Source organism: Polaribacter sejongensis (assembly GCF_038024065.1).
Classification (GTDB): domain Bacteria; phylum Bacteroidota; class Bacteroidia; order Flavobacteriales; family Flavobacteriaceae; genus Polaribacter; species Polaribacter sejongensis.
This window is the reverse complement of record NZ_CP150667.1, coordinates 1,966,566-1,979,802: the sequence shown is the minus strand read 5'-3', so window position 1 is coordinate 1,979,802 and position 13,237 is coordinate 1,966,566. Positions and strand designations below refer to the sequence as shown.

General features: G+C 31.6%; 9 protein-coding genes. 7 read left to right on the top strand and 2 right to left on the bottom strand.

Annotated features, from left to right (window positions below; translation table 11 throughout):
* Nucleotides 1-25 precede the first annotated feature (25 nt).
* On the bottom strand, nucleotides 26-1,699 hold the full coding sequence (gldJ, locus tag WHD08_RS08215; protein ID WP_208888573.1) for a gliding motility lipoprotein GldJ: 1,674 nt from the start codon (nucleotides 1,697-1,699) through the stop codon (nucleotides 26-28).
* 202 nt (nucleotides 1,700-1,901) lie between these two features.
* On the opposite strand from gldJ, the gene porU reads away from it, so the two are divergent.
* The 7 genes from porU (at nucleotide 1,902) to WHD08_RS08180 (ending at nucleotide 12,203) form a co-directional block, all read left to right on the top strand.
* On the top strand, nucleotides 1,902-5,303 hold the full coding sequence (gene porU, locus WHD08_RS08210; RefSeq protein WP_208888574.1) for a type IX secretion system sortase PorU: 3,402 nt from the start codon (nucleotides 1,902-1,904) through the stop codon (nucleotides 5,301-5,303).
* A gap of 43 nt (nucleotides 5,304-5,346) precedes the next feature.
* Entirely contained in the window at nucleotides 5,347-6,492 is a 1,146-nt protein-coding gene (gene porV / locus WHD08_RS08205; RefSeq protein ID WP_208888575.1) for a type IX secretion system outer membrane channel protein PorV, read from the top strand.
* Between the two features lie 80 nt (nucleotides 6,493-6,572).
* Nucleotides 6,573-7,055, top strand: a complete 483-nt coding sequence (locus tag WHD08_RS08200) for a cytidine deaminase (RefSeq protein WP_208888576.1) — start codon at nucleotides 6,573-6,575, stop codon at nucleotides 7,053-7,055.
* Between the two features lie 172 nt (nucleotides 7,056-7,227).
* Entirely contained in the window at nucleotides 7,228-7,608 is a 381-nt protein-coding gene (locus WHD08_RS08195) for a group III truncated hemoglobin (protein ID WP_165732977.1), read from the top strand.
* A 148-nt stretch (nucleotides 7,609-7,756) separates the two neighbouring features.
* A complete protein-coding gene (locus tag WHD08_RS08190) occupies nucleotides 7,757-8,821 on the top strand; it encodes a 3-oxoacyl-ACP synthase III family protein (protein WP_165732976.1) in 1,065 nt (354 codons plus the stop codon).
* 233 nt (nucleotides 8,822-9,054) lie between these two features.
* Nucleotides 9,055-10,590, top strand: coding sequence for a glutamine-hydrolyzing GMP synthase (gene guaA, locus WHD08_RS08185; protein ID WP_165732975.1), 1,536 nt, complete (start codon nucleotides 9,055-9,057; stop codon nucleotides 10,588-10,590).
* 5 nt (nucleotides 10,591-10,595) lie between these two features.
* Nucleotides 10,596-12,203, top strand: a complete 1,608-nt coding sequence (locus WHD08_RS08180) for a LysM peptidoglycan-binding domain-containing protein (protein WP_244183217.1) — start codon at nucleotides 10,596-10,598, stop codon at nucleotides 12,201-12,203.
* A gap of 490 nt (nucleotides 12,204-12,693) precedes the next feature.
* On the opposite strand, the gene WHD08_RS08175 is transcribed toward WHD08_RS08180, so the two are convergent.
* Entirely contained in the window at nucleotides 12,694-13,209 is a 516-nt protein-coding gene (locus tag WHD08_RS08175; protein WP_208888578.1) for a DUF2892 domain-containing protein, read from the bottom strand.
* Nucleotides 13,210-13,237 lie beyond the last annotated feature (28 nt).

Genomic DNA, 13,237 nt, shown 5'->3' with positions numbered 1-13,237 from the left:
GTTGTGTTCTTTAATAAATAGTGTATTATCTCGCTGAATTTCTTGCTTTCTTGTTGTTAGATGAAGACATAGGACCTACCTTGTCTGTAACACATCTAAAACCAATAAAATTTGTTGCCATATATTCTGGCAAGTATCTTCTTTGAGCTGGATCTAACCAATATTCTCTATCAGACCAAGCACCACCTTTGTATACTCTTGTTCTGTTACTAATTAAAGTAGTTCTTTTTTGATCGTCATTTACTGAAATCTCTCTACCCGTTTCTGGATCTATTTCCTTCGTTGGGTTTTTAGGAGAGTTGTACATACTTGGTTTAGAACCAAACTGGTCTTGTTCATCTTCATAGAATCTAGAAGAGTTTAAGTCGCCATCACCTATATCTGTATTGTCCGAAACAGAAAAGTTTCTTCTTAAGGTAGCATCGTTTTTCGTAATTGGAATGTATTTAATAGTTCCAGGTAATTGTTTTGGAGTTATGATGCCATTCGGTAAAGTATCATATTCTACTTCTGCGTTACTATTGCTATTCACAATAACAACTTTACCATCTTTATCAATCATCTTTTTAGTGAAAATATTACCTCTAAAATAATTAAAATCGTTTGCTTCACTATCAATAATAGGTCTGTAAACATCAGCGACCCATTCTGCAACGTTTCCAGACATATCATACAATCCGAATGCATTTGGTGGATATGATTTTACTTTAATAGGAATGTCTGAACCATCAGAACTCCAACCAGACAAACCACTATAGTTACCTTTTCCTTGTTTAAAGTTAGCCATTTGGTCTCCTTTATGTCTTTTGCTTGTTTCTCTAGAATATTTACCATCCCAAGCATATTTTTTTCTACCTCTAATATTGTTGTATTCTCTATTTTCAATATTCGCTTTAGCAGCAAATTCCCATTCTGCTTCTGTAGGCAATCTGTATTTCTGACTTAAAACACCGTCTGCTTGTGTTATTTTTCTACCCTGAAAAGCATCTCTACCTCCTTTAGCAGAACCACCTGTTCTAATACCTCTTCTGTAGATGGTAGAATCTCCATCAAAAAGATTATCAGAATCAGCTAAGAAAACATCGGTATCAAAAAAGTTTCTAATACTATCGTTTTCAAAAATATTTTTAACATATCCTTTATCTATTAACTTTTTTAAGTTAACAGCATTGGTACGCCATTTACAGTATTGGTTAGCTTGTAACCAACTAACACCAACTACCGGATAATCTGAATATGCTGGGTGTCTTAAGTAATTTTCAGATAAAATATCTGTATTACCTAAACTCTTTCTCCATACTAAAGTATCTGGTAAAACAGAGTTATAAATGTGTTTGTATTTTTCTTCTGAAGGAGGAAAAACATCTTTTGTATTCTGTACATATAAAAAGTACTCAGAATTGGTAACTTCGGTCTCATCCATATAAAAAGAACGGATGTGCATTTTTTTAGGAGTTGTATTCCAATCAAACATAACGTCATCTTGTACTTGTCCCATTGTAAACGAACCACCTTCAATAGCAACCATTCCTAAAGGAATTTCTTGTCCGGCAGTTTCACTTCCTCTTATATAGTTACCATACTTAGAACTGTTAAAAGGCAATCCTGTAAGTGTCGATTTTCCTGAAGTTGATTTACTGCAACTAGCCAAGGTTAAGGCTGATAGTACAACTAAAGATATTTTTAATACGTTTCTCATTTCCTAATTAAAAATTAGTTTAAGGTTTTTATTATAGCGATGCAATTTACAATAATTCTACATTCATACAAGTAAAAGAGAAAATTTAACGCTGCATTTTTATTGCCACATTTAATTAAACGATTGCTTTTTAAATTTAGTATAATTTATCTTTGTAAGACTTAAAATATCTCTAAATTATTTGCGTTATTTGAATACTATTATGAAAAAACAATATTTACCCCTTTTTTTTATTTTTTTAGTTCAAGTAATTTCTGCTCAGACCACTAATTCTGTACTTTCTACAGGAGACTGGTTTAAATTTTCTGTGGATACTACAGGCGTTTTTAAAATAGATAGAAGCTTATTACAACAAATAGGAATCTCTACAAATGGATTAAATCCTAAGAAAATAAGCATTTATGGAAATGGTGGCGCCATGTTACCGGTTTTAAATTCTGATGTTAGATTTACGGATTTACAAGAAAATGCCATTTATATTGAAGGGGAAGATGATGGTTCTTTTGATGCGAATGATTATATCCTTTTTTATGCGCAAGGACCACATGATTGGGAAGGTACAGATGCTAGCAACATAAAACATAGGCAAAATATTTATTCGGATGAAGCATATTACTTTATCACTGTGTCTAACAATGATGGAAAACGGATTCAAGAAAAGACGCCAATAACAACCACTGCTACCAAACAAATTACGATTTTTGACGATTATACTTTTTATGAAAAGGAGGAAAGAAACTTAATTGCTGCAGGTACTCAATGGTTTTCCAATACAGATTTTAATATAGAAAATACACAGAATTTTAAAATACCTTTTCCCAATGCGGTTTCTGGAGCAAATATATCAGTTGCTGTTAGAGGTGTTTCTACATCTATCTCCTCTTCTTCAATGGCAGTAAATGTGAACGGACAAGACCTTTATAGTCTTAATTTTTCGCCAGCAAATACTACCGTTAAAGCAAAAACTTCTGAAAGAACAGGGAATATTGTAAATTCAGCAGATATTTTAGATATTTCTATTACCTATAATAACAACGGAAACCCATCTGCAACAGCCTTTTTAGATTATATTGAAATTGTAGGTAAAAAAGAACTGATTTCAGCTGCGAATCAATTTTCTTTTAGAAGTTTTGAACAAGCAAATTCAGTAGGTGCTGTGGAATATCGAATTGAAAATAGTTCAACTATTTTTCAAGTTTGGGACGTGTCAGATCATGTAGCTCCTAAAACAATTCAAAATAATAGTACGGACAATAGTTTTACTTTTATTGCTGATGGAGGAACGCTAGAGGAATATCAAGTATTGAATCAGAATGATTATTATACACCTAAAGCATTGCAAAATGGACGAGTTGCAAACCAAAATCTACATGCTTTAAAAGACCTTAATTATATTGTAATTACCAATACGGAACTTTCTAGTGAAGCCCAAAGATTGGCAGATTATCATCAAGAAAATTCTGGACTCACTACCAAAGTAATTATTTTAGATGATATCTATAATGAGTTTTCTTCAGGATCAAAAGATATTACCGGAATTAGAGATTTTCTAAGACATTTTTATATGACAAACTCATCCGAAGAAACAAAACTAAAGTACGTGTGCTTTTTTGGTGATGCTTCTTATGATTATAAAGATAGAATTACAGGAAATAATAATATTGTACCTATAAAATTGTCTGATGTAAGCTTTAATTTAGCGACCTCTTGGGTAACGGATGATTTTTTTGTTATGCTAGGTAATTCTGATGGAGGCATGAATACTAGTGATCAAATAGATGTTGCATCAAGTAGAATTCCGGTTTCTACTTTAACGCAAGCCAAAGATGTGGTAAATAAAATTTTGTCTTATTATGATAAAAGTTCTTTAGGTGATTGGCGTAATACGATTACTATGTTGGCAGATGATATAGATAACCCTTCTAGCGATGCGTCTTTGCAACCAGGTTTAGATAGAATTGCAGAGTCTATAAAAACGAATAAACCTAGTTTTAATATTAATAAAATTTATGCGGATGCTTTTGTGCAAGAAAACTCATCGGGTGGAGAACGATATCCTGAAGTAAATGAAGCCATTACCAATGCTATCGAAAAAGGAACCTTAATATTTGATTATTTTGGTCATGGAGGAGAAGATGGTTTTGCAGAAGAAAAGATTTTAGATAAAGCTCAAATACAAGGTTTTAATAACCCTAATACACTACCTCTTTTAATAACAATTACTTGTGATTTTTCTAGATTCGATAATCCGAATAGAGTTACTGCGGGTGAGCTTACTTTATGGAACACCAGTGGTGGTGCAGCTAGTATGATTACCACAACTAGAGAGGTTTATATTAGTACCGGACAAACGTTTAATGAAGATTTAATCAAAATTTTGTTAGAGTATGGAGATGCAAGTATTCCTGATAATTTATCTATTGCTGAGGCTTTAACTGTTGCTAAAAATAGGTCTTCTAGCTCTCAAAAATTCTTTATATTTTCATTTGGAGATCCAGCAATGAAATTGGCAATACCAAGACCTAATGTGCGTATTACTAAAATGAATGAAAAAGAGATAACAAGTTCTATAGATACTTTAAAAGCATTGTCTAGGGTAAGTTTTGAAGGTGTTGTAGTGGATGATTCTGATGCTATCTTAACCGATTTTAACGGTTCTCTATCTACGGTTGTGTACGATAAAGTAATAGAGAAAACCACCTTAGCAAATGATGGTAACGGAAGTAAAGTTCCTTTTGATACACAAGATAGTAAGTTGTTTAGCGGTAAATCTACCGTAACAAATGGTGTTTTTAAATTCGATTTTATTGTTCCTAAAGATATTAAGATCGCCTACGGAAAAGGTAAAATAAGTTTTTATGCGGAAAATGGAGTTTTAGATAAAGCAGGTGCCAATTTTGATGTAATTGTTGGGGGAATCAATGATAATGCACCAGATGATACGGTGGGACCAGAAATAAAGCTCTATATGAATGATGAGTCTTTTATAGATGGGGGAAACACCAATGCTTCCCCTAGTTTAGTGGCTGTTTTAGTTGATGCAAGCGGAATTAACACTTCTATTACAGCAGTAGATCATGATATTGTAGGAGTTTTAGATGGAGATACTACCAACCCAATTATCTTAAATGACTTTTATGAAACCGAATTAGACGATTTTACAAAAGGAAAAGTTACCTATAAATTAAGGGATTTAGAGGTGGGACCTCATACTTTAAAAATAAAAGCCTGGGACACTTATAATAATTCATCTGAATTAACGTTAAACTTTGTGGTTGTTAGTGATGCTATCTTAAATTTAGAAAATGTATTAAACTATCCAAATCCGTTTGTTAATTATACCGAGTTTTGGTTTAACCATAACAAACCAAATGAGAGTTTAGATGTGCAAGTACAGATTTTTACGATTTCTGGTAAATTAGTAAAAACGATTAACCAAAATATACCCAATGCAGAAACGTTGGTAAGAAGTGTTTCTTGGAATGGTTTAGACGATTTTGGAAATAAAATTGGAAAAGGAGTGTATGTTTATAAATTAAAAGTGAAAGCAACCTCAAGTAACCTTATTTCAGAGAAATATGAAAAATTAGTAATACTTCAATAAAAATTAGATATTTGTCAAATTAAAATCAGAATAAAGAAATCAAATGAAGAAATTAGGAATTTGTATTGCACTTTGTGCTTTCATAAGTGTAAAACTTGCAGCTCAAGAGAGTTCTATTACAACAGCTACACCATTTTTATTAATTGTACCAGATGCTAGGGCAGCAGGTATGGGAGATGTTGGTGTGGCAACTTCTGCAGACGCTTTTTCGCTTTTTCATAATCCTGCGAAAATGACGTTTAGTAATAGACAAGTAAAAGCAGGTATTGCGTATTCACCTTGGTTACGTAATTTAACAGATGATATTTTTGCAGGAACTGGCTCATATATAAACAGATTTAGTGACAGAGCAGCTTGGGGAGCTTCTGTAAAATACTTCTCTTTAGGTCAGATAGACTTAACGGATATTGATGCTAGAGGTTTTCCTGTGTCAAATGGTATTATTAAGCCAAATGAATTAGCACTTACCGGAGCGTATTCTTTAAAGTTGAGTGAGACTTTTTCAATGGGAGTTTCTCTAAAATATATACATTCAGATTTGGGGTTTCCAGGTAATGGATTAGAGCCTATAAATTCTTTTGCTGTGGATATTTCTGGTTATTACCAATCTTTTGAAGAAAACTATGGAGATTTTAATGGTCGTTACAGGTTAGGATTTAATATAGCCAATATTGGCCCTAAGGTTTCTTATAGCCCAGGAACAGGTAATGAAAATTTTATTCCTACCAACTTAAAGTTAGGTGGTGGATTCGATTTTATATTAGACGATTACAATACCATTTCTACCAACGTAGAATTTACAAAATTATTAGTGCCTACTCCACCAATTAGAGATACGGATGGTAATATTGTAGAAGGAGAAGATGATAATGTTGGTTGGGTTAGTGGTATTTTTCAATCTTTTGGAGATGCTCCAGGAGGATTTAGCGAAGAAATCCAAGAATTCACCTATGCTTTTGGTGCAGAATATTTATACAACAATGCTTTTGCTTTAAGAGGTGGTTATTTTCATGAAAGTCAAGACAAAGGAAATAGACAATACTTTACTTTAGGTGGTGGGTTTAAAACCAATGCTTTAAATGTAGATTTATCTTATTTAATTAATTCTTCAGATGTAAATAATCCGTTAGAAAACTCATTACGTTTTTCATTATCATTTGATTTAGGAGAAGTTTTTGATGATTATTAAAAGTCATTTATTTTTAGTAAGTTTATAACAATATTTAAAAGCAGTCAAATAAGGCTGCTTTTTTTGACGAACAGATTTTTATGAGAAAAATTGAAGTTTCAACATCAGCAACAGTCTATAATGATATTTCAGAACTATCTGCAGAAGATACTCTTTTAATGCAGAAAGCTATAGAAGCTAGAAAGAAAGCGTATGCTCCATATTCTAAGTTTCATGTTGGTGCCGCTTTATTATTAGACAATGGCGAAATTGTTTTAGGAAACAATCAAGAAAGTGCTGCATATCCTTCTGGTATGTGTGCAGAAAGAGTTGCTATTTGGAAAGCAGGTTCTGAATATCCAGATATGAAAATTATAAAATTAGCAATTACGGCAAGTTCTACAATAACTAACGTAAACAAGCCGATTGGACCTTGTGGTGCTTGTAGACAAACATTGTCTGAATATGAAATCAATCAAAAATCACCATTTCAAGTCCTTTTTATGGGAGAAGTAGGTGAGGTTGTTGTTACAGAATCGCTACTTTCATTATTGCCTTTTTCTTTTGATAGCAAGTATTTATAATATCTTTTGGGCGTTTTAACGGGCTTGGAATTTATCTTGATCGTAGTCGAAATACTTTATCTTTTTACTTTAAAAAAAACGATGTCATTTCAATCCCTAACGCAAGCAAACAGCAATCTTGTAAACACTTGTAATATTTAAAGAACCTTTTAGGCGCTCTAAAAAATAAAATATGAAACCAGATATTTCATCAAGAAAAGATATAAAATATATCATCACTAAGTTTTACGACTTGTTATTAGCAGATAAAAAAATGATTCCTTTTTTTGAGGATATTGTTGCACAAAACCATTTAGAAGAACATTTAGAGGTGATTTCCGACTTTTGGAATGACATTCTTTTCGATACCAATACGTATACGAATAATGTGATGAAAAAACATGTAGATAAAAATGTTTTTGTTGCTTTTAAGAAAGAGCATTTTACCATTTGGATGTCGTATTTTTTTAAAACTATTGATGACAATTTTGAAGGAGAAAGGGCACATAATATGAAGAACAGAGCGAGGTCTATTGCTACTGTTATGGAGTTAAAAATGGGCGTATACCAATAACATAAACGTAATTTTTCTCTATTTATATTTTTCCTCAAAAAGTAGTTTTGAATATCGTTTTTTATACGATTTTTTAATTCTATTAATAGTGAAATTCGTACTTTAGAGGGCTAATATTTTTTAAGTAAAATAATATTTAATATCAATTATGATTTCATCAAAAATAACAGGAACAGGTACTTTTATTCCTTCTATAACTAAAGAAAATAAAGATTTTTTAAACGAACACTTTTTAAATGAAGATGGTTCGCCTTTTAATTCTGATAACGATGTAATTATAGAAAAGTTTAAGGCAATTACGGGTATTGAAGAAAGAAGATATGCAAAACCAGAATATACATCTTCTGATTTAGCATTTTTTGCGGCTCAAAAAGCTATTGAAGATGCTAACATCGATCAAGAAGAGTTAGATTATATTATTATAGCGCATAATTTTGGAGAAGTTAAAGCTGGTGGAGGTCAGAGTGATTTATTACCAAGTTTATCTACAAGAGTAAAACATAAATTAGGTATTAAAAACCCTAATTGTGTAGCCTATGATATTCTTTTTGGTTGTCCAGGTTGGATAGAAGCTACCATACAAGCACACGCATTTATAAAAGCGGGTATGGCTAAAAAATGTTTGGTAATTGGTGCCGAAACTTTATCTCGGGTGGTAGATAAGTACGATAGAGATTCTATGATTTTTAGTGATGGAGCTGGAGCTTGTATTTTAGAAGCTACGGAAGAAACTGATGCTGGTATTTTGAGTCATGCAACCCAAACTTTTGCAAACGAAGAAGCTTATTATTTACACTACGGAAGTTCTTTTAACAAAGAAGTAGACCAAGACGTGCAATATATAAAAATGCTAGGAAGAAAAATTTATGAATTTGCTTTGGTTCATGTTCCTGTAGCTATGAAATTCGCTTTAGATAAAGCTGGTGTAGAAATAGATGAGGTTAAAAAGATTTTCATTCATCAGGCCAATGAAAAAATGGATGAAGCAATTATGAAGCGCTTCTTTAGACAGTTTAAAAAGAAAGTTCCAGAAGGTGTTATGCCTTTAAGTATTACTAAATTAGGTAATAGCTCTGTAGCAACTGTGCCTACGCTTTTAGATTTAGTTTTAAAAGGAGAAATTGAAAATCAAGAAGTAAATAAAGGAGATGTTGTTATTTTTGCTTCTGTTGGTGCAGGAATGAATATAAATGCAATCGTTTATAAGTTTTAAAAAATTAAGGTTTACAAGCAAACATATTAAGTGATAGTTTGTTTTTACAATAGATCATAAATATTTATAAAAGAAAACTCAAGAATATAAATTTCTTGAGTTTTTTTATGCTTTATTTTTAATATATAGCAAGATATATTAAGAAGTAATTGCAATTATATTTTCTTTGAAATCTTAACGAAAATTCTTTGCGTCCTTTGCTTTAATTTCAAATCAATATATTATTTTTGCGCATGCAACAACACAACGTACTTATTTTAGATTTCGGATCGCAATACACACAGCTAATTGCGAGAAGAGTAAGAGAATTAAACATTTACTGTGAAATTCATCCTTATAACCATCCACCAAAAAATCAATCAGAGTTTAAAGCAGTTATCTTATCAGGTAGCCCAAATTCTGTAAGGGGAGAAAATGTTTTACATCCAGATTTATCAGAAATTAGAGGAAAAAAACCTGTTTTAGCTGTTTGTTATGGTGCGCAATATTTAGCGCATTTTGCAGGCGGACAAGTAGCTCCTTCTAATACGAGAGAATATGGTAGAGCAAATTTATCATATATAAAAAGTGATGAAACTTTTTTTGATAACATTTCAGCAGGTAGCCAAGTTTGGATGAGTCATTCAGACACTATAAAAGAATTGCCAACCAACGGTGAGTTATTGGCGAGTACTAAAGACGTAGAAAATGCGGCTTATAAAATTAAAGGAGAAGAAACGTATGCTATTCAGTTTCATCCAGAAGTATACCATTCTAAAGATGGTAAACAACTATTAGAAAACTTTTTAGTTAAAATTGCAGGTGTTGCACAAACATGGACACCAGATTCTTTTGTAGAAAGTACAGTAGCAGCAATTAGAGAAAAAGTTGGGAATGATAAAGTAGTTTTAGGACTTTCTGGAGGTGTAGATTCTTCTGTAGCAGCGGTTTTGTTAAACAAAGCAATTGGTAAAAACGTATACTGTATTTTTGTAAATAACGGACTTTTACGTAAAAATGAGTTCGAAACAGTATTGAAGAGATACGAAGGTATGGGATTAAACGTTAAAGGTGTAGATGCATCGGCACGTTTTTTGAAAGCCTTAGAAGGTTTAACAGATCCAGAGAAAAAACGTAAAGCAATTGGGAATGCTTTTATAGAAGTTTTTGATGATGAAGCACATAAAATTAAAGATGTTACTTGGCTAGCACAAGGAACTATTTATCCTGATGTTATTGAGTCAGTTTCTGTAAATGGAGGTCCATCTGCAACTATTAAAAGTCATCATAATGTGGGAGGTTTACCAGATTATATGAAATTGAAGATTGTAGAGCCTTTAAAAATGATTTTTAAAGACGAAGTTAGAAGAGTAGGTGCTTCTATGGGGATAGACCCAGAATTATTAGGTCGTCATCCATTTCCTGGACCAGGTTTAGGGATTCGTATTTTAGGAGATATTACGGCAGAAAAAGTAAGAATTTTGCAAGAAGTAGATGCTATTTTTATAAACGGTTTAAAAGAAGACGGTTTGTATGATAAAGTTTGGCAAGCAGGAGCTATGTTACTTCCGGTAAACTCTGTAGGAGTTATGGGAGATGAAAGAACTTATGAAAAAGTAGTGGCTTTAAGAGCAGTAGAAAGTACAGATGGAATGACGGCAGATTGGGTGAACTTACCTTATGAATTTTTGCAAAAAACATCTAATAAAATAATAAATCAAGTAAAAGGTGTAAATAGAGTTGTTTATGATATTAGCTCTAAACCACCTGCAACTATAGAATGGGAGTAATGTATATGAAACATGTAAAGTTTATTGTATTTCTATGTATTTTAACGTTTACCGTTTCTTGCGGTCAACAAAGTAAATACGTTCAGTATAAAGTAAAAGAGGGGGAAACAATGAGCGGTATTGCTCAGAGATTTAATATGAACACCAAAGATTTACTGCGATTAAACCCAGATGTGGGAAGCAATCCAGCAGTAAATTCTGTTATTGTAATCCCTAATAAAAAAATAAAAGCAACAACTTCTACCAAAGATAAAACGGTAGAAGTTGTTGCAACCGGTGCTAAAGACAAAGAAGCTACTGTAAAAGAAAAAAAGGAGGAGCTTATAGATGAACTTAAAAAGAACTTTGTTGTTTATGAAGTTAAAAAAGGAGATACTTTTTATAGTTTAACTCGTTTTTATAATGTGACTCAAGAAGAGTTGACAACACTTAACCCTGTTTTAACAGAAGGTTTAAAAGTGGGGCAGATTATTAAAATAAAAGCCATTGAAGAAGGAGAAGTTGTTATCGAAAACAATATCTATGAAGATGTAATTGATTCTAAAATTCATTTAAAAGCGGCCTTATTACTACCTTTTAGAGCTGATGAATATAGATCTTCTACGTCAAAAGATATTTTTCAGAAGAGCAAATTGGCAGATATGGTTACAGACTTTTATTTAGGTGCACAAATTGCCGTAGACTCTTTAAGAAGTCAAGGAGTTAACATTGAGTTAAATGTCTTTGATACAGGAAGTAATAGTACAAAGATTAAAACAATTTTGTCTGAAAATAACCTGAATAAGAATGATGTAGTAATTGGTCCTTTGTATTCGGAAGAGGCAGAATTGGTGGCAAATAGGTTAAATGTACCTGTTGTTTTTCCTTTTTATTCTACCAAGCAATCTAAATTTACTGCTTCAAAATTGATTAAAACATCACCAGAGAAAAAAGTTTTTAGAGACGAATTAGTTACGTACATAAAAGACAATTTTACAACTGGTAATTTAATTTTAGTAGGAGATGGAGAATATGAATCAAATATTTCTAATGCTGCCATAAAACAGTCATTACAATCTCATGATTCTATTACGGTTGTTCATGTTTTAAAACCTTCAAAGGGATATATTGCTAAAAATCGTTTTTTAGAAATCTTAAAACCAAATCAGAATAATTGGGTTGTTTTAACTTCTGATAACACTATTTTAGTTGCAGGTGCTATAAATAGTTTAATTAGTTTACCAGATAATACAAACGTTCAATTATTTACCTACAACAAAGGAGATGCTTTTGATAAAATTGCAAATCTAAAATTAGCAAAAGTTAATTTAACGTATGTAAGTGATGAGTATGTAAGTGAAGCTTCAATTTCAACACAACAATTTAACAATCAGTATTCTCGAAAAAACAATGCGTTGCCTTCATTTTCTGCAACCAAAGGTTTTGATATTACTTACGATGTTTTAATTCGATTGGCTTCTGGAGATGATTTAAAAGACACGTTTAAAGAAGGTGCTTCTTTTAGAATAGAAAGTAAGTTTGATTATACCGACAAGTCTGGTGGTGTCACAGAAAACAAAGGTTTATTTATTGTAAAGTATAATAATGACTTAAGTTTAACTAGATTAAAATAGTTAAGGTTTAGCTTGTAGTAGCAGTGTTTTTTTCTGTTTTTTTAGAAGCTATTTCCTGCTTTTACTACTCGCTTTTTTTATCCTAAAAAGGAATAAAAAAGAGCTCAAACCAATAGCTTGTCTTGAGCTTGACGAAAGGTTCAATCAGGGCTAAACAATCTTATCAGCTTTCTGTTTAAATAGGCTGTTAGAAGTTTTAATATGAAAATAATAAGTACATATAAGTCATAAAAAAATCCGCTAAACAGCGGATTTTTTTTATATCAGTAAAGGAGAAAAAGAAAGTATTAGATTTTTATCGGGTCTTTCATTATCTCCATTTAGTCTTTTAATATACCGTGTTTGTCTAGTTTTTCACCTTCAGCCTATCAAGTTAGTTGCCTCACGGTTGTGTCTTTTTTTTACTGCAATACCTTTTAATTATAATAATTATAAGTCATAAAAAAATCCGCTAAATAGCGGATTTCTTTATATCAGTAAAATGAAAGTATTAGATTTTTTTCATCTGATCTTTCATCATCTTCATTTGGTCTTTTAACATACCATGTTTGTCTAATTTTTTAGCTTCAGCCATTAAGTTAGTTGCTTCACGTTTACGTCTTTTTGTCATTGCAATACCAGCTAACTGCAATTTAGCCATTGCTAAATCATGATCCATAGGTAAACCTATTTTTACTGCTTTACGTAGAAATTTTTCTGCTTGTGTAATATTGGTCTGACTTAATATAATACCATGTAAATAATTAAAATAACCTTGTTGCTTAACAATTAATGCAGCTTCTGGGTTTTTAATATATCCTAACCATTTTTTAGTTCCTTCAAAATTTTGCTTACGTAATTGTAAAAAAGCAAGTAAAATAAATTCGTTTTTAAAATAGAATAATACAAAAATCCCTGCCAAAAGTAAGATCGAAATTCCGTTCATTATATTACCTAAGGTAAATTGATACACCGCGAAAGCTGTTATTAAACCAGCTAAAATTAATTTTATATTTTTATGAAACATATTGTTTTTTATTGTTATTAAATCAGTT

Excerpts from the sequence above, each read along its gene's own strand:
- gldJ (WP_208888573.1), bottom strand. The coding sequence starts at position 1,699 with ATGAGAAACGTATTAAAAATATCTTTAGTTGTACTATCAGCCTTAACC.
- porU (WP_208888574.1), top strand. The coding sequence starts at position 1,902 with ATGAAAAAACAATATTTACCCCTTTTTTTTATTTTTTTAGTTCAAGTA.
- porV (WP_208888575.1), top strand. The coding sequence starts at position 5,347 with ATGAAGAAATTAGGAATTTGTATTGCACTTTGTGCTTTCATAAGTGTA.
- WHD08_RS08200 (WP_208888576.1), top strand. The coding sequence starts at position 6,573 with ATGAGAAAAATTGAAGTTTCAACATCAGCAACAGTCTATAATGATATT.
- WHD08_RS08195 (WP_165732977.1), top strand. The coding sequence starts at position 7,228 with ATGAAACCAGATATTTCATCAAGAAAAGATATAAAATATATCATCACT.
- WHD08_RS08190 (WP_165732976.1), top strand. The coding sequence starts at position 7,757 with ATGATTTCATCAAAAATAACAGGAACAGGTACTTTTATTCCTTCTATA.
- guaA (WP_165732975.1), top strand. The coding sequence starts at position 9,055 with ATGCAACAACACAACGTACTTATTTTAGATTTCGGATCGCAATACACA.
- WHD08_RS08180 (WP_244183217.1), top strand. The coding sequence starts at position 10,596 with ATGAAACATGTAAAGTTTATTGTATTTCTATGTATTTTAACGTTTACC.
- WHD08_RS08175 (WP_208888578.1), bottom strand. The coding sequence starts at position 13,209 with ATGTTTCATAAAAATATAAAATTAATTTTAGCTGGTTTAATAACAGCT.